At 70.6% G+C, this 21507-nt stretch carries 19 protein-coding genes; 8 read left to right on the top strand and 11 right to left on the bottom strand.

From position 1 onward, the window contains the following. Positions 1-171 precede the first annotated feature (171 nt). Genes IH26_RS0102740 through IH26_RS0102725 form a run of 4 tightly spaced genes read right to left on the bottom strand, consistent with a single transcriptional unit; the run spans position 172 to position 5552 of the window. Positions 172-1293, bottom strand: coding sequence for an aromatic ring-hydroxylating oxygenase subunit alpha (locus tag IH26_RS0102740; RefSeq protein WP_245664884.1), 1122 nt, complete (start codon positions 1291-1293; stop codon positions 172-174). Beyond that, a complete protein-coding gene (locus IH26_RS0102735; protein WP_030434487.1) occupies positions 1290-3800 on the bottom strand; it encodes a GcvT family protein in 2511 nt (836 codons plus the stop codon). Before IH26_RS0102735 ends, IH26_RS0102740 begins: the two co-directional genes overlap by 4 nt. Positions 3801-3858: 58 nt before the next feature. Then, positions 3859-4734, bottom strand: a complete 876-nt coding sequence (gene purU / locus IH26_RS0102730) for a formyltetrahydrofolate deformylase (RefSeq protein WP_030434486.1) — start codon at positions 4732-4734, stop codon at positions 3859-3861. A 29-nt stretch (positions 4735-4763) separates the two neighbouring features. After that, the gene (locus tag IH26_RS0102725) at positions 4764-5552 is read right to left on the bottom strand and encodes an IclR family transcriptional regulator (RefSeq protein ID WP_030434485.1); all 789 of its coding nucleotides are present in this window, start codon (positions 5550-5552) and stop codon (positions 4764-4766) included. Positions 5553-5656: 104 nt separating this feature from the next. Here IH26_RS0102725 and IH26_RS0102720 point away from each other — a divergent pair, with 104 nt between their 5' ends. From IH26_RS0102720 to IH26_RS0102690, 7 genes are read left to right on the top strand one after another with little or no spacing between them, the layout of a single operon-like run. Next, the gene (locus IH26_RS0102720) at positions 5657-6844 is read left to right on the top strand and encodes an NAD(P)/FAD-dependent oxidoreductase (RefSeq protein WP_245664883.1); all 1188 of its coding nucleotides are present in this window, start codon (positions 5657-5659) and stop codon (positions 6842-6844) included. Next, complete coding sequence (locus tag IH26_RS0102715; RefSeq protein WP_030434483.1) at positions 6841-7167, top strand: bifunctional 3-phenylpropionate/cinnamic acid dioxygenase ferredoxin subunit; 327 nt, start codon at positions 6841-6843, stop codon at positions 7165-7167. The genes IH26_RS0102720 and IH26_RS0102715 overlap by 4 nt, the downstream gene beginning before the upstream one ends. Next, positions 7164-8816, top strand: coding sequence for a choline dehydrogenase (gene betA / locus IH26_RS0102710; protein ID WP_030434482.1), 1653 nt, complete (start codon positions 7164-7166; stop codon positions 8814-8816). Before IH26_RS0102715 ends, betA begins: the two co-directional genes overlap by 4 nt. Further along, on the top strand, positions 8813-10282 hold the full coding sequence (locus IH26_RS0102705) for an aldehyde dehydrogenase family protein (RefSeq protein WP_030434481.1): 1470 nt from the start codon (positions 8813-8815) through the stop codon (positions 10280-10282). The genes betA and IH26_RS0102705 overlap by 4 nt, the downstream gene beginning before the upstream one ends. Before the next feature lie 24 nt (positions 10283-10306). Continuing rightward, positions 10307-11353, top strand: a complete 1047-nt coding sequence (locus IH26_RS0102700) for a quaternary amine ABC transporter ATP-binding protein (RefSeq protein ID WP_030434480.1) — start codon at positions 10307-10309, stop codon at positions 11351-11353. After that, on the top strand, positions 11353-13335 hold the full coding sequence (locus IH26_RS0102695) for an ABC transporter permease (protein WP_030434479.1): 1983 nt from the start codon (positions 11353-11355) through the stop codon (positions 13333-13335). The genes IH26_RS0102700 and IH26_RS0102695 overlap by 1 nt, the downstream gene beginning before the upstream one ends. A gap of 3 nt (positions 13336-13338) precedes the next feature. Next, complete coding sequence (locus tag IH26_RS0102690) at positions 13339-14322, top strand: ABC transporter substrate-binding protein (protein ID WP_030434478.1); 984 nt, start codon at positions 13339-13341, stop codon at positions 14320-14322. Between the two features lie 75 nt (positions 14323-14397). Here the strand turns inward: IH26_RS0102690 and IH26_RS63770 are convergent, their stop codons facing one another. After that, positions 14398-14532, bottom strand: coding sequence for a hypothetical protein (locus IH26_RS63770; protein WP_281179672.1), 135 nt, complete (start codon positions 14530-14532; stop codon positions 14398-14400). A 154-nt stretch (positions 14533-14686) separates the two neighbouring features. Continuing rightward, positions 14687-15685, bottom strand: a complete 999-nt coding sequence (locus IH26_RS0102680; RefSeq protein WP_030434477.1) for a sugar ABC transporter substrate-binding protein — start codon at positions 15683-15685, stop codon at positions 14687-14689. Positions 15686-15981: 296 nt separating this feature from the next. Here IH26_RS0102680 and IH26_RS0102675 point away from each other — a divergent pair, with 296 nt between their 5' ends. Then, a complete protein-coding gene (locus IH26_RS0102675) occupies positions 15982-17019 on the top strand; it encodes a LacI family DNA-binding transcriptional regulator (RefSeq protein WP_034213391.1) in 1038 nt (345 codons plus the stop codon). A gap of 12 nt (positions 17020-17031) precedes the next feature. On the opposite strand, the gene IH26_RS0102670 is transcribed toward IH26_RS0102675, so the two are convergent. The 5 genes from IH26_RS0102670 to IH26_RS0102650 are packed head-to-tail and all read right to left on the bottom strand — an operon-like array spanning position 17032 to position 21336. Beyond that, positions 17032-18051, bottom strand: coding sequence for a LacI family DNA-binding transcriptional regulator (locus IH26_RS0102670; protein ID WP_030434475.1), 1020 nt, complete (start codon positions 18049-18051; stop codon positions 17032-17034). Continuing rightward, a complete protein-coding gene (locus tag IH26_RS62595; protein WP_030434474.1) occupies positions 18048-18284 on the bottom strand; it encodes a hypothetical protein in 237 nt (78 codons plus the stop codon). Before IH26_RS62595 ends, IH26_RS0102670 begins: the two co-directional genes overlap by 4 nt. Continuing rightward, complete coding sequence (locus IH26_RS0102660; RefSeq protein ID WP_030434473.1) at positions 18281-19111, bottom strand: carbohydrate ABC transporter permease; 831 nt, start codon at positions 19109-19111, stop codon at positions 18281-18283. The genes IH26_RS62595 and IH26_RS0102660 overlap by 4 nt, the downstream gene beginning before the upstream one ends. Positions 19112-19128: 17 nt before the next feature. Continuing rightward, positions 19129-20007 (bottom strand): carbohydrate ABC transporter permease, encoded by an 879-nt coding sequence (locus IH26_RS0102655; protein ID WP_051807316.1) that lies wholly within the window; start codon positions 20005-20007, stop codon positions 19129-19131. An 18-nt stretch (positions 20008-20025) separates the two neighbouring features. Beyond that, positions 20026-21336, bottom strand: coding sequence for an ABC transporter substrate-binding protein (locus IH26_RS0102650; protein ID WP_030434471.1), 1311 nt, complete (start codon positions 21334-21336; stop codon positions 20026-20028). Positions 21337-21507 lie beyond the last annotated feature (171 nt).

The following is a 21507-nucleotide window of genomic DNA, read 5'->3' as shown; positions in this document are numbered from 1 at the left end:
GGCCAGAAACGGCGACGAGGACCGGGGCAAGTGCGGCCATCCGGGCACTCGGCCGCCACCCGGTCTCGCCCGGATCGGATCCAGTCGTCATCGCAGCCTCTGCCACCTCGCGTGCCCGTTTGAGCATCACATCGGCCGCGGGGCGGCAGCGCTGAGCCGAATTCCGGCGTCCTAGCCGAGGCGGTCGGTGACCCACTCGTGGAAGGCGCCGATGTGGTGCTCCGAGGGGACCAGGACGCCGCCCTTGGCGTACGCCCGGGAGGACATCGCCGGCTGGCAGCGCTCGCAGGCGTCGAAGTCCTGGACGTTGACCCGGTGGAAAAGCTCCACCGAGCGGGTCACGTCCTTCCCGGAGGCGACGACCTCCGTGGAGTAGAGCCAGTCGCACTCGACGACGGTGCGGTCCTCGGCCACCGGGTACATCCGGTGGAAGATGATGTGGTCTGGGACCAGGTTGACGAAGACCTGCGGCTTGATGGTGATGGCGTAGTACCGCCGGTCCTGGTCCTCGGTCACGCCGGGCAGCTTCTCGAAGCCCTCGCTGCCGTCCACCGTGAAGCCCCGGATCTCCGAGCCGAACTCGGCGCCGTGCCCCACGTAGTACTGGGCGGCGTAGCCGTCGGCGAACTCGGGCAGCACCTCGGTCAGCTCGGGGTGGATCGTCGCGCAGTGGTAGCACTCCATGAAGTTCTCGACGATCAGCTTCCAGTTGGCCTTCACGTCGTACGTGATCCGGCGGCCCACCTCCAGGCTGTCGATCTCGTACGCGTCGATCGCCCCGGCCGTGCCCAGCCGCTCGCCGACCGCGCCCAGCACGTCCTCCTCGAACGAGGGCGGCTCGTCGGCCAGGCACACCCAGACGTACCCGAGCCACTCGCGCAGGTGCACGTTGACCAGGCCGTACTCGACCCGGTCGACGTCCGGCATCTTGGTCAGGTTGGGCGCGGCCACCAGCTTGCCGTCCAGGCCGTAGGTCCAGGCGTGGTACGGGCACTGGAACGCGCGCCGCACCTCGCCGCTCTCCTCGGTGCAGAGCTTCGCGCCCCGGTGGCGGCAGATGTTCAGGAAGGCGCGCAGCTCGCCGCCGCGGCCACGGACGAGCAGGACGCTCTCCCGCCCGACCGCCACCGAGCGGAAGCTGCCCGGGTTGGGCAGGTCGCTCGCGCGCGCGGCGCAGAACCACATCGTCTCGAAGATCCGCTCCTGCTCCTGAGCGAAGATCGCGGGATCGGTGTAGTAGTGGCCCGGGAGGGTCCGGATGAGGCTGGCGGGGAGGCTGACCAAGGGGTTCACCGGCGGATCCGTTCCATCTGGGGGTCGAAGAGCGGCTCCGCGGCGACGGTCGCCGGCAGCCGTTCGCCGAAGTACTCGACGGCGAGGGGGGTGCCGGGCACCGACAGCTCGCCGGGGAGCCAGGCGTAGACGACCGTGCGGCCGATGCTGTAGCCGTACGAGGCGCTGGTCACGTACCCGACCGGGCGGCCGGCGGCGAAGACCGGCTCCTTGCCCAGCACCACGGCGGCCGGGTCGTCGAGGGTGAGGCAGGTGAGCCGGCGCCGGGAGGTCTCCTCGGACCGGCCCTCGATCGCGGCGCGGCCGATGAAGTCGCCCTTGTCCATCCGGACGGCGAAGGCCAGGCCCGCCTCGTACGGGTCGTGCTCGGTGGTCATGTCGGTGCCCCAGGCGCGGTAGCCCTTCTCCAGCCGGAGGCTGTTGAAGGCGCTGCGCCCGGCCGCGACGACGCCGTGTTCCCGGCCCGCCTCCCAGAGCGTGTCCCACAGCTTGAGCCCCAGGTCGGCGGAGGTGTAGAGCTCCCAGCCCAGCTCGCCGACGTAGGACAGCCGCATGGCGGTGACCGGCACCTCGCCGAGGTAGGCCGGCTGGGCCCGGAAGTACTTCAGGGCGGTGTGCGAGAAGTCCGTCCGGGTCAGCGGCTGCAGCAGGTCGCGGGCCCGCGGGCCCCACAGGCCGATGCAGCAGGTGCCGCCGGTGATGTCCCGGACCCGCACCGAGCCGTCGGCCGGCAGGTGCCGCCGCATCCAGTCCTCGTCGAGCGGCCCGTTCGCGCCGACCTGGAACACCTGCTCGCCGAGCCGGGCGACGGTGAGGTCGCTGCGGACGCCGCCGTCGTGGCCGAGCATCAGGGTGTACGTGACCGAGCCGACCGACTTCGCGAGGTTGTTGGTGGTCAGGTGCTGCAGGAAGGCCAGGGCGCCGGGGCCGCTGACCTCCAGCCGCTTCAGCGGGGTCATGTCGTACATCGCGACCCGCTCCCGGGTGGCGAGGGCCTCCGCGGCGGCGATCGGCGACCAGTACCGCGCCGACCACTCGTCCCGCGGTGGCAAAGCCGTGAGCGACGTATGACCGGCCCCGGAGGGGCCCGGGTTCTCCGCGCCGTCCGTAGAACCAGGCGCCGGTAGCAACACAGCGTTCGACTCGTACCAGTACGGCCGTTCCCAGCCGGCGCCCTCCAGGAAGTACGCCCCGAGCTCGCGCTGCCGCTGGTAGAACGGGCTGGTGCGCAGCGGGCGGGGCCGCTCCATCGGCTGCAGCGGGTGGATGATGTCGTACACCTCGATGAAGTTCTGCTTGCCGCGCTCCTCGATGTAGCTCGGCGCCAGCTGCAGCTGCTCGAAGCGGTGCAGGTCGCACTCGTGCACGTCGGTCTCGGGCTGGCCGTCGACGAGCCACTGGGCCATCGCCCGCGCCACGCCCGCCGAGTGGGTCACCCAGACGGCCTCGGCGACCCAGAACCCGGAGAGGTCGGGGTGCTCGCCCATGATCGGGCCGCCGTCCGGGGTGAAGGAGAAGATGCCGTTGATGCCCTCCTCCACCTTGGTGCCGGCCAGGTGCGGCAGCAGGGCCACGCTCTCCTGCCAGGCCTCGGCGAAGTCCTCCTCGGTGAAGGGCAGCACGCTGGGCATCACCGGGGCGTCGGCCGGGGAGAGGATGTCGTCGACGTCGACCGGCATCGGGCGGTGCCCGTAGTAGCCGATGCCGATCCGGTCCTCGTGCTCCCGGTAGTAGAGGTCCTGGTCCTGGTGGCGCAGGATCGGGTGGGTCGCCTCCAGGGCCGGGTCGTTGACGCCGGCCAGGGCGGCCACCTGGCCGGTCTTGGCGTACTGGTGGGCGAGCGGCAGCAGCGGCACGGTGAGGCCGACCATGCGGCCGATCCGCGGGCCCCAGAAGCCGGCGGCGCAGACCACCACGTCGGCCGGGATGAAGCCCTGGTCCGTCTCGACGCCGGTGACTTTGCCGCTCTCCCGGCCGATGCCGGTGACGGTGTGCTCGCCGAGGAAGCGGGCGCCGCGGGCGATCGCGCGCCGGGCCTGGGCCTCGACCGCGCGGACGGCCTTGGCCAGCCCGTCGGTGGGCACGTGCAGACCGCCGAGGATCTTGCCGGGGTCGAGCAGCGGGTGCAGGGCCGCGCACTCGCCGGGGCTCAGCAGCGCGCCCTCGACCCCCCACGAGGTGGCCAGGCCGTGCTTGCGCTTGAGGTCGGTCCAGCGGGCCTCGGTGGTGGCGACCTCGAGGCCGCCGACCTGCCGGAAGCACCACTGGCCGTCGAGCGTGAGGCCGTTGAGCTTGCGCACGGTGTAGCTGGCGAACTCGGTCATGGTCTTCGACGGGTTGGTCTGGAAGACCAGGCCGGGCGCGTGCGAGCTGGAGCCGCCGGTGGCGAAGAGCCGGCCCTGGTCTACCACGGTGACGTCGGTCCAGCCGCGCTCGGTCAGCTCGTCCGCGAGGGCACTGCCGACGACGCCGGCGCCGATGATGACTACGCGAGGGGGGTTGGTCATGAAGGGTCCTCCCAACTCTGTTCCATCAAACGCAACTCAGAGTGGAATACGCAACAGGCTAGCGGAAAACGACGGTCCGGTTTCCGTTGAGCAGGACGCGACGTTCGACGATCGCCTGCACGGCGTGGGCGAGCGCCAGGGACTCGACCTCGCGGCCGACGGCGGTGAGTTCGTCGGGGGTACGGGCATGGTCGACCCGTACCACCTCCTGCTCGATGATCGGCCCCTCGTCGAGGTCCGGCGTCACGAAGTGCGCCGTGGCCCCGATGAGCTTGACCCCGCGCTCGTGCGCCTGGTGGTAGGGGCGGGCGCCGGCGAAGCTCGGCAGGAACGAGTGGTGGATGTTGACGGCCCGGCCGGCCAGCGCCGCGCAGGTGCCGGTCGACAGGATCTGCATGTACCGGGCCAGCACCACCAAGTCGACCTGGTCCTTCTCGACGATCTCCAGGAGGCGGGCCTCCTGCGCGGGCTTCGTCTCGGGGGTGACCGGCAGGTGGTGGTACGGCAGCTTGTAGGTCGCCGCGAGATCGGCGAAGTCGGGATGGTTGGAGACGATGCCGGTGATCTCGGCGTGCAGCGCGCCCGTGCTCCAGCGGAAGAGCAGGTCGTTGAGGCAGTGGCCGAGACGGGAGACCATCAGCAGCAGGCGCGGGCGATCGCCGGCGGCGTGCAGGCCCCACTCCATGTCGCTGGTGGAGGCGATCGCGGCGAACCGGGCCCGGAGCACCTCGGCGCCGAGGTCGTCGCCGTGCCGCTGGAAGTGCACCCGCATGAAGAACCGGCCCGAGGCGCGGTCGCCGAACTGCTGGTTCTCCAGGATGTCGCAGTCGTGCGCGACGAGGAAGCCGGAGACCTGGTGCACGATGCCGGGCCGCTCGGCGCAGGTGAGGGTGAGGATGTACTCCTGGACGGCCAGGCCGGTCGCTGTCGTCATGCGTTGCACCATACGATGCGCGTTGCGCGTTACACAACACCCTGCGGCACGTAGCCCATCCGGTTGCTGACCTCGTCGGCCGCCTCGATCACTTGGCGCGCGACCTCGGCGAACGACTCCCGGGCCAGGCGGTAGGCCGGCGCCGAGATGCTGAGCGCGGCGATGACCGCGCCGTCGGCGCCGCGCACCGGCGCCGCGATGGCGTTGAGCCCCACCTCGAACTCCTCGGCCGTGGCGGCCCACCCCCGTTGCCGGATCCGGCCGAGCTCCTCGTCGAGGGCAGCCGGGTCGGTGACGGTGGCGTCGGTGAACCGCGGCAGCGGATCGGCGAGGACCCGCGTGCGTACGCTCTCCGGACCGAAGGCCAGCAGGACCTTCCCGCTGGAGGTGGCGTGCAGCGGGGTGTGCTGCCCGATCCAGTTGTAACTGGCGATGGCCGCGGCGCCCCGCACCTGGGTGACGTTCACGGCACGGCCATCGTCCTGGATCGCGATGTTCACCGTCTCGCCGAGGTCGGCCGCGAGCCGCTCGCAGGCCGCCTGGGCCTGCCGGGTCAGGTCGAGCTGCGCGGTGATCGCCCCGGCCAGCCGCACGATGCCCAGGCCCAGGCGGTACGTGCCGCGCTCGGCGACCTGCTCGACGAAACCGCGGCCCTCCAGGACGGCGAGCAGGCGGAACGCGGTGGACTTGTGGACGCCGAGCTCCTTGCCGATCTCGGTGACCCCGGCGTCGCGCCGGCGGGCGAGGATCTCCAGGATGCTCAGCGCGCGGTCGACCGACTGGACGGGAGCCGGACCGGCCTCAGCAGGGTTGCTCATGGCGCAACAATAGGCGAACCCCGCCCTTGACTAACCGTCGGGCCCCGTGCAATCTGTTGCGTAATTCAACAACTGTTTCGCCTTACACAACGAGGGCGGGTGGCGTGCTGAAGAAAGTCGCTATTGTCGGCGCTTCGCTGGCGGGCCTCGCCGCCGCCCGCGCCCTGCGGCAGCAGTCCTACGAGGGCGAGATCATCGCGATCGGCGCCGAGCGGCACGAGCCCTACGACCGGCCCCCGCTGTCCAAGGACTTCCTGACCGGGGCCTGCACGGCGGCCGATCTCGCGCTGGGCGACGACGACGAGGACCTGGGCGTACGGTGGCGGCTCGGCACCACGGCCACCCGGCTCGACCCGAGGGCCGGCAGCGTCCACCTGGCCGGCGGCGAGGAGATCCGGGTCGACGGCGTGATCGTCGCGACCGGCGCCCGGGCCCGCCGGCTCCCGCACACCGGCCACCTGGCCAACGTCCGCACCCTGCGCACGCTCGACGACGCGGTCGCGCTGCGCGAGGCGCTGCTCGGCGGCGGGCGGCTGGTCGTCATCGGCGCCGGTTTCATCGGTGCCGAGGTCGCCGCCGGCGCCCGGTCGCTCGGCCTGGACGTGACGGTGGTCGAGGCCCTCCCGACGCCGCTCGCCGGCCCGCTCGGCGCCGAGATGGGCGCCGTCTGCGCCCACCTGCACGGCGACCACGGGGTACGGCTGCTGACCGGCACGCCCGTCGCCGGGCTGGCCGGGACGGACCGGATCGAGGCGGTCGAGCTGGCCGACGGCACCCGGCTGCCGGCCGACGTGGTGCTGGTCGGCATCGGCGCCCAGCCGAACGTCGAGTGGCTGGCCGGCTCGGGGCTGGCGATCTCGGGCGGCGTCGTCACCGACACGCACGGCGCGACCGGCCTGCCCACCGTGGTCGCCACCGGCGACTGCGCCGCGTCGTTCAGCCCGTTCGCCGGCCGCGCGGTCCGCGCCGAGCACTGGACGCACGCGCTCGAGCAGCCCGCGGCCGCGGTGGCGTCGTTGCTCGGCGCTCCCCCGCCCCGCCCGCCGGCGGTACCTTACTTCTGGTCCGACCAGTACGGTGTCCGCATCCAGTTCGCCGGCCACCGGGAGGAGGGCGACACCGTACGGATCGTCGACGGCGATCCCGAGCAGCGCGCCTTCCTGGCCCTCTACGAGCGCGACGGCGAGCCGGTCGCCGTGCTCGGCATGAACCAGCCGAAGCTCTTCACCCGGTGGCGCCGCCAGCTGCGGGCCCCGAGCCCGATACCCACCGCCGCCCTGGAGCCCCGATGATGCGACCCGTTTGCCCGCTCGCCGACATCCCCCGAGGCGAGGCGTACCGCTGGGCGATCGACACCCCGGTGGCGATCTTCCACACCGACGACGGCGAGGTGTACGCCGTCGACGACACCTGTACGCACCAGGACGCCTCGCTGGCCGACGGCTGGCTGGAGGGCTGCGAGGTCGAGTGCCCGCTGCACGCCTCCCGCTTCGACCTGCGGACCGGGCAGGTCGACGCGCCGCCGGCGAAGAAGCCGATCCGGACCCACCGGGTCGAGGTGATCGACGGCGTGGTGCACGTGGCGGTCGCCGAGGTCGAGGCGGGCCGGTCATGACGTACGACTTCGTGATCGTGGGCGGCGGCTCGGCGGGCTGCGCGCTGGCCAACCGGCTCTCCGCCGATCCGGCAAACAAGGTGCTGGTGCTGGAGGCCGGCCGCCCCGACTACCCGTGGGACGTCTTCATCCACATGCCGGCGGCGCTGCCGTTCCCGATCGGCAGCCGGTTCTACGACTGGAAGTACGAGTCGGAGCCCGAGCCGCACATGAACGGCCGCCGGATCTACCACGCCCGCGGCAAGGTGCTCGGCGGGTCCAGCAGCATCAACGGGATGATCTTCCAGCGCGGCAACCCGCTGGACTACGAGCGGTGGGCGGCCGACCCGGGCATGGAGTCCTGGGACTACGCGCACTGCCTTCCGTACTTCAAGCGGATGGAGTCGTGCCTCGCCGCCGGCCCGGAGGACGAGTTCCGCGGCCACGACGGCCCGCTCGTGCTGGAACGCGGCCCCGGCACCAACCCGATCTTCCAGGCGATGCTGGCGGCGACCCGGCAGGCCGGCTATCCCGAGACCACCGACGTCAACGGCCGGCAGCAGGAGGGCTTCGGCCTCTTCGACCGGACGATCAGCCGCGGGCGCCGGCTGTCGGCGGCCCGCGCCTACCTGCACCCGGTGATGAAGCGGCCCAACCTGACGGTCCGGACGAGGGCCTTCGTCACCCGGGTTCTCTTCGAGGGCACGCGGGCGGTCGGCGTCGAATACACCGTCGGCCGCGGTGCTCCGCGCCGCGCGTACGGGAAAGAAATGGTCCTTTGTGGCGGAGCCATCAACTCGCCGCAGCTGCTGCAGCTCTCCGGGGTGGGCAACGCCGGCGAGCTCTCCGCGCTCGGCATCACGCCGGTGCACGACCTCCCCGGCGTCGGCGAAAACCTTCAGGACCACCTCGAGGTGTACGTCCAATACGCCTGCACCCAACCGGTCTCGATGCAGCCCTACCTGAAGTGGCGCCACCGGCCGTGGATCGGCGCGCAGTGGCTGTTCCTGCGCGGCGGCCCGGGCGCGACCAACCACTTCGAGGCGGGCGGCTTCGTCCGGAGCAACGACACGGTCGACTACCCCAACCTGATGTTCCACTTCCTGCCGATCGCGGTGCGCTACGACGGCTCGGCGCCGGCCGGCGGCCACGGTTACCAGGTGCACGTCGGTCCGATGTACTCCGACGCGCGCGGGTCGGTGAAGATCGTCAGCCGGGACCCGCGGGTGCATCCGGCGCTGCGCTTCAACTACCTCTCCACCGAGCAGGACCGCCGCGAATGGGTCGAGGCCGTCCGGGTCGCCCGCGGCATCCTCAACCAGCCGGCCCTCGACGCGTTCAACGGCGGCGAGACCTCGCCCGGCCCCGCCGTGCAGACCGACGAGGAGATCCTCGACTGGGTGGCGCGGGAGGGCGAGACGGCGCTGCACCCGTCCTGCACGGCCCGGATGGGCGTCGACGACATGGCGGTGGTCGACCCGGGCAGCCTGCGGGTGCACGGCCTGGAGGGGCTGCGGGTGGTGGACGCCTCGGTGATGCCGTACGTCACCAACGGCAACATCTACGCGCCCGTGATGATGGTGGCCGAGAAGTCGGCCGACCTCATCCTCGGCAACACCCCGCTCGCGCCCGTCTCGGCTCCCTTCTACCGGCTGGAGGACGGCGCGTGACACAGCTGCTGATCGGCGGAGAATGGCGCGACCCGGTCGCCGGCGGGCGGCGGGAGATCCGCTGCCCCGCGGACGGCAGCCTGGTCGCCACGGTAGCCGAGGCCGGCCGGGCCGACACGCTGGCCGCCATCGCCGCGGCCCGGCAGGCGTTCGACGAGGGCCCGTGGCCGCGGACCCCGGCGGTCGAGCGCGGCGCCCTGCTGCATCGGGTGGCCGAGCTGATCGCGCGGGACAAGAAGGAACTGGCCCGCGCCGAGTCACTGGACACCGGCAAGCGCGTGGTGGAGAGCGAGTACGACATCGACGACGTCGCCGCCTGCTTCCGCTACTACGCGGGGATCGCGGCGACCGACGCCGGCCGGGTCATCGACACCGGGCGGGCCGACGCGATCAGCCGGATCGTGCACGAGCCGCTCGGCGTGTGCGGGCTGATCACCCCGTGGAACTACCCGCTGCTGCAGACCTCGTGGAAGGTCGCCCCGGCGCTGGCCGCCGGCAACGCGTTCGTGCTCAAGCCCAGCGAGCTGACCCCGTCCACGGCGATCCTGCTGATGCGCCTGCTGGAAGAGGCCGGGCTGCCGGCCGGCGTGGCCAACCTGGTGCTCGGCGCCGGCCCGGAAGCCGGAGCGCCGCTCGCCGAGCATCCCGACGTCGACCTGGTCTCGTTCACCGGCAGCCTGCCGACCGGCCGCGCCCTGATGGCGGCCGCCTCGGCCACGGTCAAACGGGTGGCGCTGGAGCTGGGCGGCAAGAACCCCAACGTCGTGTTCGCCGACGCCGACCTGGAGACCGCGGTCGATTTCGCGCTGACCGCGGTCTTCCTGCATTCCGGGCAGGTCTGCTCGGCCGGGGCGCGGCTGGTCGTCGAGGAGTCGATCCACGACGAGCTGGTCGACGAGATCGTCGCGCGGGCCGCCCGGATCCGGCTCGGCGGACCGTTCGACCCCGAGGCGGAGACCGGGGCGCTGATCTCGGCGGCGCACCTGGCCAAGGTCGAGGGCTACGTCGCGGCGGGCCTGGCCGAGGGCGCCGTGCTGCTGTGCGGCGGCCGCCAGCCGGACGACCCGAAGCTGGCCGGCGGCTTCTTCTACCTGCCGACCGTCCTCGACGGGTGCCGCCCGGGCATGACCGTGGTCCGCGACGAGTCGTTCGGCCCGGTGCTAACGGTGGAGACCTTCACCGGCGAGGACGAGGCGGTCCGCATCGCCAACGACACCGACTACGGGCTGGCCGGGGCGGTGTGGACGCGCGACGCCGGCAAGGCGCAGCGGGTCGCGGGGCGGCTGCGGCACGGCACCGTCTGGATCAACGACTACCACCCGTACGTGCCGCAGGCCGAGTGGGGTGGCTTCAAGCAGTCCGGAATCGGGCGCGAACTGGGCCCGAAAGGTCTTGACGAATACCGCGAGACGAAACATATATGGCAGAACATAGATCCACATCCTCAGCACTGGTTCCGCCCTTGACGGCTGGTCGATTGGAGCGTCGGTATGACCACGGAGACCTCGTCGCCGGTCATCTCGGTTCGTGAACTGTGGAAGGTATTCGGGCAGAAGGCCGAGCAGGTGCCGCGCTCGCCCGACCTGTGCGCGCTCTCCCGGCGCGAGCTGATCGAGCAGACCGGCTGCACGGCGGCGGTGCGGGAGGTCTCCTTCGACGTCGCGCCCGGCGAGGTCTTCGTCGTCATGGGACTCTCCGGGTCGGGCAAGTCCACGCTGGTCCGCTGCCTGACCCGGCTGGTCGAGCCGACCACCGGCGAGGTGGTGTTCGAGGGTGAGGACATCCTCGGCGCCGACAAGAAGCGGCTGCGCGACCTGCGCCGGCGCAAGTTCTCGATGGTCTTCCAGCACTTCGGCCTGCTGCCGTACCGGCAGGTGGTCGACAACGTGGCGTACGGCCTGGAGATCCGCGGCACCGGCCGGGCCGAGCGCACCCGGCGGGCCATGGAGGTCATCGAGCTGGTCGGCCTGGACGGGTACGAGCACTCCTACCCCGACCAGCTCTCCGGCGGCATGCAGCAGCGGGTCGGCCTGGCCCGGGCGCTGGCCGGCGACCCCGACGTGCTCTTCTTCGACGAGCCGTTCTCGGCCCTCGACCCGCTGATCCGCCGGGACATGCAGAACGAGGTCATCCGGCTGCACCACGAGGTCGGCAAGACGATGGTCTTCATCACCCACGACCTGTCCGAGGCGCTGAAGCTCGGCGACCGCATCCTGATCATGCGCGACGGCAAGATGATCCAGTGTGGTACGGGCGCCGACCTGGTCGGCGCACCGGCCGACGACTACGTCCGCGACTTCGTCCGGGACGTGGCCCGCTCGCACGTGCTCACGCTGCGCTGGATCATGCGGGACCAGCGCGCCGACGACGAGCTGGACGGCCCCGAGCTCGGCCCCGACGTGATCGTCCGGGACGCCGTCCGGGCCGTGCTCTCCTCCGACCGGCCGGTGAAGGTGGTCAAGGACGGCGAGTTGCTCGGCGTCGTGGGCAACGAGGAGATCCTGGCCGTCGTGGCCGGTGTGGAGGCGGGAGTCTGATGGCCACCACCACGACGACCACCGCGGTCGCCGCGCCGCGCACCCCGCTGCTCCGGCGCCTGGGCAGGCCGGCCCAGGTGGCCGCGGTGCTCGTCGCGTGGGTCGTCGTCTGGTTCCCGACGCACGGCACCGCCACGCTGAGCCTCGCCCCGGCCGACCTGACACCGCTGCACCGCTGGCTCAACCACGTCAACGACACGGTCGGCGCCAACCGCAACACCAGCCCGATCTTCCTGTACTTCTTCAACGAGATCCGGGCCGTGATCGACGGCCTGGTCACGTTCATCCAGGCGCTGATCTCGCAGGAGTGGTTCGGCCGCCCGGTGCCGCTGCTGGGCTGGCTCGGCGTGGTGGCCGTCGTCACGTACGTCTCCTGGGTCTTCGGAAACTGGCGGGTGGCGCTGCTCGCCGCCGGCGGCTTCGTGTTCTTCGGCCTGCAGGGCCTGTGGCAGGAGAGCATGGACACGTTCGCGCTGACCATCGCGGCCGTGCTGATCTCGTTGCTGTTCGGGATCCCGCTGGGCATCTGGGCCGGCCTGTCCGACCGGTTCAACCGGCTGGTGACCCCGGTCCTGGACTTCATGCAGACGATGCCCACGTTCGTCTATCTGGCCCCGCTGACCCTGCTGTTCCTGATCGGACCGGCCTCGGCGGTGATCGCGACGCTGATCTACGCGATGCCGCCGGCGATCCGGCTCACCGCGCACGGCATCCGCTCGGTGCCGCCGGCCGCGATCGAGGCGACCGACTCGCTCGGGGCGACCGGCTGGCAGCGGCTCACCCGCGTGCTGCTGCCGCTGTCGAGGCGCACCATCGTGCTCGGCATCAACCAGACCATCATGGCGGCGCTGTCGATGGTGACGATCGCCGCCCTCATCGACGCGCCGGGCCTCGGCCAGACGGTCGTCCAGGCGCTGCAGACCCTCGACGTGGGTACGGCGTTCAACGCCGGCCTGGCGATCGTGGTGATGGCGATCGTGCTCGACCGCGTGACCACCGCGGCCAGCGATCGCGTACGGGTGGCCGCCCCGGCCCGCCGGCTGCGCCGGTTGCTGGTGGCCGGCGGCGGCATCGCCGCCGTGGTCTGCTGCTACTTCTCCTACACGTACGTGTGGGCGGCCGAGTTCCCGGACGGCCTCGACGTCGGCAGCGCCCTGCGCCGGGGCGCCGACTCGGTCACCACGTGGGCCCAGAACGACCTCTCCGGCGCCACCGCGGCCTTCAAGAACCTGGTCACCTCGGTGCTGCTCAACCCGCTCCAGGCGCTGCTCGTCGAGTCGCCGTGGTGGCTGGTGGGCGCGGTGGCGGTCGGGCTCGCCGTGCTGCTCGGCGGGGTGCGCGCCGCCGTCACCACCGCGATCTGCCTCGGCCTGATCATCGGCACCGGCCTGTGGCAGGACAGCATGACGACGCTCGCCATGACCATCGTCGCGACCGTCATGGTGATGGTGCTGGGCGTGGTCTTCGGGGTCTGGATGGGCCGCAACCGCCACGCGGACCGGATCATCCGGCCGATCCTCGACGCCGGCCAGACGATGCCGGCCTTCGTCTACCTGGTGCCGTTCCTGGCGCTCTTCGCGGCCAGCCGGTTCACCGCGATCGTCGCGGCGGTGGTCTTCGCGGCGCCGGTCGCCATCAAGATCATTTCAGATGGCGTACGCGGAATCTCCGCCACGACCGTCGAGGCCGCGACCGCCGCAGGCTCGAGCACCTGGCAGATGATCACCAAGGTCCAGTTGCCCATGTCCCGGCAATCGCTGACGCTTGCCGCGAACCAGGGCCTCATCTATGTCCTTTCCATGGTCGTGGTCGGCGGGCTCGTCGGCGCGGGCGCGCTCGGCTACGACGTGGTCGCCGGCTTCTCCCAGGGATCGCTCTACGGCAAGGGTCTCGCGGCCGGAGTGGCCATCGTGCTGCTCGGTATCATGCTCGATCGCATCGCCCGAGCCGCCCAACAGTCGAACAAATCGAAGGGCCATTGAGACATGACAGTGATACGAACCCGAAGGCTGGCCGTCGCGGCCACCGCAACGATCACGGCACTGGCCCTGACCGCCTGCGGCGGTGCGAAAGTGGGCGCGACGAGCAGCGGCGGCGGCTCCTCCGCCCAGGCAGCCAACTGCGGCACCTTCAACCTCGCCGTCAACCCATGGGTGGGCTACGAGGCGGACGCCGCCGTCGTCGCCTACGTCGCGGAGAAGAACCTCGGCTGCAAGGTGACCAAGAAGAACCTCAAGGAGCAGATCTCCTGGCAGGGCTTCGGCACCGGCGAGGTGGACGCGGTCCTGGAGAACTGGGGCCACCCCGAGCTGGTGAAGCAGTACATCGACGAGCAGAAGACCGCGGTGGACGCCGGCCAGACCGGCAACAAGGGCATCATCGGCTGGTACGTGCCGCCGTGGATGGCCACCCAGTACCCGGACATCACCGACTGGAAGAACCTCAACAAGTACGCATCGATGTTCAAGACCTCCGAGTCCGGGGACAAGGGTCAGCTGCTCGACGGCGACCCGTCCTATGTGACCAACGACGCGGCCCTGGTCAAGAACCTCAAGCTCGACTTCAAGGTGGTGGAGGGTGGCAGCGAGACCGCGCTGATCCAGTCGTTCCGGCAGGCCGAGGCGAAGAAGACCCCGCTGCTCGCCTACTTCTACGAGCCGCAGTGGTTCCTCAACGAGGTCAAGCTCGTCAAGGTCAACCTGCCGCCGTACACCACGGGCTGCGACGCGGACCCGGCGAAGGTCGCCTGCGACTACCCGCCGTACGACCTCAACAAGGTCGTCAGCAAGAAGTTCGCCGACGCCAACGGCCCGGCCTACAAGCTCGTCAAGGCGTTCAACTGGACCAATGAGGACCAGAACTCGGTCGCCCGGTCCATCGCCGTGGACAAGCTGACCGACGACCAGGCCGCCAAGAAGTGGGTCGACGCCAACCCGGACAAGGTCAAGGCCTGGCTCGCCCAGGGCTGACCGCCCGCAACCGTTTCGAAGTCGCCGTGACGCCCCGGGCGCACGGCGACTTCGTCGGCGGCAGGGGCCGGAGGGTCAGCGTTCATGCCCGTCCCGCGCGGCGCGGAAGCGGGCGTGTCTCGGCGCCCCGATGAAGCGCCAGACCAGGCCGAGCGGGCCGGGCAGGTGCTTCCCGAGCGAGACCCGGCCGCCACCGGGCTGGGCCGGCACGTCTCGTTGACCTTCAGCCGGCGCGGCCCCGCAACTACCCCCGGACGCGGTCCTGGCCGATTTTGTACGGACGACAGGAACCCCGACCGTCACCGACCCGGCCAGCGTCCCCACCTGTCCGGCGGGGCGGCGGGTCGCCGCCCCGCCGGCGCGGTCAGCGGGTGTTGTTCCTGGTGAACGGCAGGATCGTGTCGATGTTCGTCTTGTCCACGAAGGACGGGCCGGTCAGCACCGCCTTGCCGCCGCCGATGTCGTTGCCGTTCTTCAGGTACAGGTAGAGCGAGGTGACCGCCATGTAGCCCTGGACGTACGGCTGCTGGTCGATCGAGAACTCGATCTTCCCGTCCTTGATGTCCTGCGCCGCCTCCTGGTTGAGGTCGAAGGTCACCAGCTTCGCCGAGCTGCCGGCCTGGTCCATGGCCTTCAGCGCGTCGATGGCGATCGGTGCGCCGAGCGTCACGAGGTAGTCGATCGACTTGTCCTGCGCGAGCTTGGCCTGCAGTGTCGACACCACGGCCGAGTCGTCCGCGCCGTTGACGTTGATGTTCTCGGTGGCCGGGATGACGCCCTTGACCCCGGCGCAGCGGGCCTCGAGCGCGACCGAGCCCTGGGCCTGGATCACGCAGAGCGGGTGCTTGGCGCCGGCGGCCAGGATCCGCTTGCCGGCCGTGTTGCCGGCCAGGTTCTCGTCGGAGCCGAAGTACATCAGCGCGCCAAGCTTCTGGTACTGGTCGATGCCGGAGTTGAAGCCGACCAGCGGGATGCCGGCGTCCCTGGCCGCCTTGACCGAGCCGGCGAGGGCGTCCGGGGTGACCAGCGTGGTGGCGATGCCGCTGACCTTGGAGTCGATCGCGTTCTGGATCAGCACGGCCTGCTTGGTGGCGTCCGGGTCGTTGGAGTACTTGAGCGTGACGCCGGTGTCCTTGGCCGCCTGCTGCGCGCCGGCCTTGATCTTGTCCCAGAAGGTGTCGCCCGGGGTCTCGTGCGTGATCATCGCGATCGTGAAGCCGGAACTGCCGGCCGCGTTGCCGCCGCCGCTGGTGCTGTCGTCGGCCGTCTTGTCCCGGCCGCCGTTGCTGCAGGCGGTGGCGGCGAGGGTGATCGCCGCGGCCAGGGCGACGAGGCGGGCACCGCGCGTTCTATGTGTCGTCATCGAGGTTCCTTCCCGAGAAGATGGGGTCTACGCAGATACGGCGCATCGTCCGTACCTTTTCCGCGGACATGCTGGTCTCCGGCGCTGAGGGGAGCCGGAGAGATGACGAATTAGGGCTGTGGTTGCCGCGCGGATGCGGCGCCTCGGAGACGTCATGCGTGGGGTGTTGCCGATCACATACAACTGGCACGTGCTAGTCGGTGTCAAGAGTTTGTTAAGACAAAGTCGGCCCGCCCGCGAGGGGATAGTCTGACCATCTGGCACGCCCGGCGCGCCCGACCGAGCGGAGGTGGCCCATGACCGGCGGCCCCGATCGCCCGTCCCGCCCCCCGACCATGGCCGACATCGCGGCGCATCTCGGCGTTTCCCGGCAATTGGTCTCGCTGGTCTTCCGGGACGCGCCGGGCGCCAGCGAGGAGACCCGCCGGCGCGTCCGCGAGGCCGCCGCGGAGCTCGGCTTCCGCCCGCACGTGGCCGCCCGGTCGCTGCGGCGCACCCACAGCACCGACCTCGGGGTCATCTTCGCGCCGGCCCACTCCACCGAGTTGGAGATGGTCGAGCACATCTACTCGGCCGCGTCCGCCGAGGGGTACGACGTGATCCTGAGCGCGCAGACCGCCGGGCGATCCACCGACGAAGCGGCCGACGAACTCCTCGGGCACCGGTGCGCCGGCCTCGTCGTCATCGGCTCGCACCTCGGCCACGCGGGCATGCGGGCGCTCAGCCGGCGCGCGGTCGTGCCGGTCGTCGACGTCGGGTCCCGGATGCGCAACGCCGACTACGACGTCGTGCGCTCCTCGGGCGACCGGGGCATCGACGACATGGTGACGTATCTGGCCGAGACCGGGCACCGGCAGATCGCGTATGTCGACCCGGCCGCGATGCCGGCGTCCGCGGTCCGGCGCAAGGGCTACGACCGGGCCACCGAGCGGCTGGGACTGGCCGCCGACGTGCTGTCCGTGCCCGGCAGGTACCGCCGCGGGGACTACTTCGAGGAGGCCGGCGCGGCCGCCGCCCGCCAGCTGCTGGAGCGGGCCGAGTTACCCACGGCCGTGGTCACCCCGAACGACCACACCGCCGTCGGCGTGCTGCAGATCCTGCTGCGGGCCGGCGTCCGCATCCCCGAGGACGTCTCGCTCACCGGCTTCGACGACTCGCCGATCGCGCGCCTCTCCTCGGTCGACCTCACCACGGTCCGGCAGGACCCGGCGCTGATGGGCACCGCCGCCGTCGAGGCCGCGGTCCGGCGCATCCGCGACGGCGCCGCCGCGCCGGCCGAGACCGTCGTGGAGACCTGGCTCGTCAAGCGCGGCAGCGTCGCCCCACCCCGGTGACCGGGCGTCCCCTCACGCCGGGGGCGGCGGGGCGGTGCTGCCGCGGACGACGAGCCGGGTGGCGCTCTCCGGTTCCGAGCCGGGCGAACTGCCCTCCATGGCCTGCAGGAGGACGCGCGCGGTGTGCCGCCCGTACGCCTGGATGTCGCGCGCCAGCGCGGTGAGCGCCGGCCGGACCAGCATGCAGAGCTGGGAGTCGTCGCCGGCCATGACGGAGAGGTCGTCCGGGACGGCGACGCCCATCTCCTGCGCGACGTTCAGCGCGGCGGCCGCCATCACGTCGTTGTCGAACATGATGGCGGTGGGCCGGTCGCGGCGGGACAGCAGCGTCCGGGTGGCCTCGGCGCCCTCCTCCCAGCTGTAGTCCGTCTCGACCACCGGGGGCTCCGCCAAGCCGTGTCCCAGCATGGCGTCGCGGAAGGCCGCCACGCGCACCTGCGTGTGTTCCAGCGCGGGCAGGCCGGCCACCCGCGCGATCCGCCGGTGCCCCAACGCCACCAGATAGTCGACCGCGGCCGTGACGGCGGCGCGGTCGTCGGTCCACACGGCCGGGGTCCGCGTGTCGGATCGGGGGCCGCCGACCAGAACGGCGGGTATGCGCAGCTCCTCGATGAGCGGGATGCGGGTGTCGTCGGAGTAGAGGTCGGTGAGCACGAGGCCGTCGACCCGCCGCTCGGCCCAGCAGAGCCGGATCGCCTCGATCGCCGCGCGGTGGTCGTCGACGACCTGCAGGAGCAGGGCGATGCTCTGCCGGGACAGCTCGCCCTCCAGCCCGGCGATGAACCGCATGAAGAACGGTTCGACGCCGAGGGTGTCGGCGGGACGGGCGATCACCAGGCCGACGCTGTGCGCGCGGGACCCGGACAGCGACCGGGCCGCCACGCTGGGCCGCCAGCCGATCTCGTCGGCGATCTCGAGGATCTGGCGGCGGGTCTCCGCGGACACGCCGGGCCGGCCGTTGAGCGCGTACGAGACGGCCCCGGTCGAGACGCCGGCGCGCGCCGCGATCTCCGCTATGGTCGGCCGTTTCACTGCGTCCCTCCTCCGTCGCGGAGCTGGTTGGCGCTGCGCAGGGCCGGATCGCCCGGTTCGCGCACGGCGGCGGGCAGCAGCCAGGTGGTCACGCCCCGGGCGGCCACCCCGGCCCATACGGTCGCCGTCGCGAGGCCGAGCAGGTCGAGATGGACACAGCCGGGCACGGTGGCCGGGGCGCGAACCCCGACCAGCCGAGCCGGTACCTCGCCGTGCAGGTCGAGGGGCGTCATTTGGTCGCGCCCATCGTGAGGCCGTTGTAGATGAAGCGTTGCAGGAACAAGAACACCGCCAGGGTCGGGAGGATGACGAGGACAGTGCCGGCACAGATGATCTCCCAGTGCGCGCTGTACGGGCCCTTGAACCGGAACAGCGAGGTGGAGATGACGCCGAGGTCGGGCGAGGGCATGTACAGGAACGGGACGTAGAAGTCGTTGTAGACGAAGACGCCCTTGATGATGACGACGGTCGCGATGGCCGGCTTGAGCAGCGGCAGGATGATCGTGCGGTAGATCCGGAACGTCGACGCGCCGTCGATGCGCGCCGCCTCGTCCAGCGACACCGGGATCGATCGCATGAACTGTACGAAGATCATGATCGACAGGATGTCGGTGCCGAGGTACAGCGCGATCGGGGCCAGCCGCGTGTTGAACAGGCCCATTCCGTTGATGATCTGGAACGTGGCCACCTGGGTGGTGATCGGCGGCACCACGGAGGCGAGAAGGAAGGCCCAGAGGACCAGACCGCGGAGGCGGAACCGGAACCGATCGATCGCGTACGCGGTCATCGAGCCGATGAACACCGTCCCGGTCACCGAGACCACCAGGATGATCGCCGTGTTCACCAGCGCGGTCAGCATGCCGCCCTGGGTGAACGCGAAGGCGAAATTGTGCATGTTGAACCAGTCGTGCGGCGGGTCCAGCGGCCCGCTCGTGGCCCGCTCCCGCTCGGTCTTCATCGCGGCCATGAAGATCACCAGCAGCGGCAACAGCGTCACCACCGAGGCGACCACCAGGGACAGGTACTTCGCACCTACCGCCGCCCTGCCCGCCGGGCTCAAGGTATGCCCATGCCGGCTCACAGCGCCGTCACCCCCTCGTCCGGTGCGATGCGCCGCTGCACCCAGGTGACCAGCAGGACCAACAGGAGCAGCACGAGCGCCGCGGCCGAGGCGAGGCCGACCTTGTTGAACTGGAAGGCCAGCTTGAGTGCCTGGATGACGAACGTGGTGCTGCCGTTCGCGCCGCCGGTCATGATGAACGGGATTTCGAACACCGACAGCGAACCCGAGACACAGAGGATGACGGTGAGGCTGAGCGTCGGCCGGATCCCGGGCAGGATCAGGTGCCGGAACTGGTGCCAGCGGTTGGCGCCGTCGATCTCCGCGGCCTCGTAGAGCTCCGCGGGGATCGACTGGATCGCGCCCAGGAACAGCACGAAGCTGAGCCCGGTGTACCGCCACACCGAGACCCCGGCCAGCGACCAGTTCACCAGGTCCGGGTCGCCCAGCCACAGATGCTGACCGTGCACGCCGGCCAGGCGCAGCACCGAGTCGAGGGTGCCGCCGGGCTGGAAGAAGTACAGGAAGATGAACCCGATCGCGACGCCGTTGACGAGGTACGGGAAGAACAGCACGCCCTTGAAGAAGTTCCGGAACCGGACGTTGAAGCTCAGCACCGTGGCGAAGTACAGCGACAGCCCGACCTGCACGGCCGCCGCGGCCAGGTAGTAGAGGCAGACGAAGAACACCCGGAACAGGTCCGGCCGGGTGAACAGCTGGGCGTAGTTGTCCAGCCCGACGAACTGCTTGGCCGGGCTGAAACCGTCCCACTTCGTGAAGCTGTACGCCACCAGGTTCGCCGCCGGCACATAGGTGAAGGTGACCAGGAAGGCCAGCGGCACCGCGAGGAAGAACCACGGGGTCAGCCGCGCGACCCAGCGGCGTTGATCAGACATGTCGCCTCTCCGGGAAGATCAGGAACCCGCGGTCTTCACGCCGGCCGCCCACTTCTTGTTCAGCTCCGCGAAGTACGAGTCGAGGCTGCCGGCCGCGGCGCCCCGCGCCATGTCGACGATGTGCTGGCGATAGTCCGGAGTGGCCAGGCCGACCTCGGACTCCTTGTCGATCGAGGTGACCGTGGCGGTCTTGGCCTGGTTCTCCTCGATGAACTGGACCCCCGCCTCCTGGTACGCCTTCATCGTGCCGGGCAGCGGCGCCGACTTGAGCGTCGGGAGCAGCTCCTGGTCCTGCGCGTACGTGCTCTTGTCGACGAACCAGTCGAGCCAGGCGCGCGCGGCCTCCTTGTGCTGCGAGTGGACGCTCACCGCCTCCTGATAGTCCGGGGCGACGAGCGCGCAGAAGTGCCCGTTGACCTGGGCCGGGAAGGGCATGAAGCCGATGTCGGCCGGGTCGCCGCCGCCCGTCTTCGCGGCGGCCTTCATCTGCGAGATCGCCCACGACGCCAGGACCAGCGTGCCGACCTTGCCGGAGGCGATGTCGCTCTTCGCGGCGTCCCACGATGCCGTGGTGGGGTCCGCCTCGGTGAGCTTGTCGTGCACCACGTTGTAGAGCAGCGTGTCGATCCGGTTGAGCTCCTTGCCGGGCGCCCACGGCGAGGTGTCGGCGGCGAGACCGTCCTGGGCGTTCGGATCGCAGCTGAGCTCGCCGAGGTAGCTCTGCCACACCGTCAGCGGCCAGCCCTCGTGATAGATCGTGTCGACCGGGGTGGCGGACGTCTTCGACTTGATCGCCTGCAGGTCGGCCAGGAACTCGTCGGTGGTGGCCGGCCACTTGGTGATCCCGGCCTGCGCCCAGACCTTCTTGTTGTAGACCATGCCGGTCGCGTTGCCGTTGATCGCCACGCCGTAGACCTGGCCGTCGTAGGTGCCCTTGTCGATGAACTGGTACTTCTGCTTGAGCTGGTCCGGCGCGCCGAGCGGGGCGAAGAACTTCGGGTAGTCGGCGGTCGGCACGGACGCCGGGATCATCAGCACGTCGCCGTAGCTGTCGCTGTTGAGGCGCACCTTGACGTCGGTCTCGTAGTCGGCGATCGGCTCGAACTTGACGTGGACGTTGGGATAGACCTTGTTGAACTCGGCCGCGTACCGCGCGAGGGTGCCGTCGGCGGCCAGATCGGTCTTGTGGGTGAGGACGGTGATGTCGCCGCTCACCTTGGTGGGATCCGCCGGGGCGGAGGCGGTGCCCCCGTCGTTGCTCCCGCCGGAGCAGCCGGTCACGGCAAGTAGCAGTGCGGCGACCACGAGGACCGCGGATCGTCTCTTCATATGCCATCTCCCGGAGCAGGGAAGCGCGGCCGTGAACTTAAGCGCTTAAGCAATGAGGCAGGATTGATGCCTGTGGATGATCCGAGAATGTAGGCGTCGCCTGCCAGCTCCGTCAAGGGACGCCCGTAACATTGGCAACCTTGCACTTAATCGTTTCACAGGCGCTCGGGG

This window comes from Actinoplanes subtropicus, assembly GCF_000721705.1.
GTDB classification, from domain to species: Bacteria; Actinomycetota; Actinomycetes; order Mycobacteriales; family Micromonosporaceae; genus Actinoplanes; species Actinoplanes subtropicus.
This window is presented reverse-complemented; position numbering and strand designations above follow the sequence as displayed.

Bases quoted from the DNA above. Each gene is read 5' to 3' on its own strand.
- IH26_RS0102735 (WP_030434487.1), bottom strand. From the start codon at position 3,800: ATGACCAACCCCCCTCGCGTAGTCATCATCGGCGCCGGCGTCGTCGGC.
- purU (WP_030434486.1), bottom strand. From the start codon at position 4,734: ATGACGACAGCGACCGGCCTGGCCGTCCAGGAGTACATCCTCACCCTC.
- IH26_RS0102725 (WP_030434485.1), bottom strand. From the start codon at position 5,552: ATGAGCAACCCTGCTGAGGCCGGTCCGGCTCCCGTCCAGTCGGTCGAC.
- IH26_RS0102715 (WP_030434483.1), top strand. From the start codon at position 6,841: ATGATGCGACCCGTTTGCCCGCTCGCCGACATCCCCCGAGGCGAGGCG.
- betA (WP_030434482.1), top strand. From the start codon at position 7,164: ATGACGTACGACTTCGTGATCGTGGGCGGCGGCTCGGCGGGCTGCGCG.
- IH26_RS0102700 (WP_030434480.1), top strand. From the start codon at position 10,307: ATGACCACGGAGACCTCGTCGCCGGTCATCTCGGTTCGTGAACTGTGG.
- IH26_RS0102695 (WP_030434479.1), top strand. From the start codon at position 11,353: ATGGCCACCACCACGACGACCACCGCGGTCGCCGCGCCGCGCACCCCG.
- IH26_RS0102690 (WP_030434478.1), top strand. From the start codon at position 13,339: ATGACAGTGATACGAACCCGAAGGCTGGCCGTCGCGGCCACCGCAACG.
- IH26_RS0102680 (WP_030434477.1), bottom strand. From the start codon at position 15,685: ATGACGACACATAGAACGCGCGGTGCCCGCCTCGTCGCCCTGGCCGCG.
- IH26_RS0102675 (WP_034213391.1), top strand. From the start codon at position 15,982: ATGACCGGCGGCCCCGATCGCCCGTCCCGCCCCCCGACCATGGCCGAC.
- IH26_RS62595 (WP_030434474.1), bottom strand. From the start codon at position 18,284: ATGACGCCCCTCGACCTGCACGGCGAGGTACCGGCTCGGCTGGTCGGG.
- IH26_RS0102655 (WP_051807316.1), bottom strand. From the start codon at position 20,007: ATGTCTGATCAACGCCGCTGGGTCGCGCGGCTGACCCCGTGGTTCTTC.
- IH26_RS0102650 (WP_030434471.1), bottom strand. From the start codon at position 21,336: ATGAAGAGACGATCCGCGGTCCTCGTGGTCGCCGCACTGCTACTTGCC.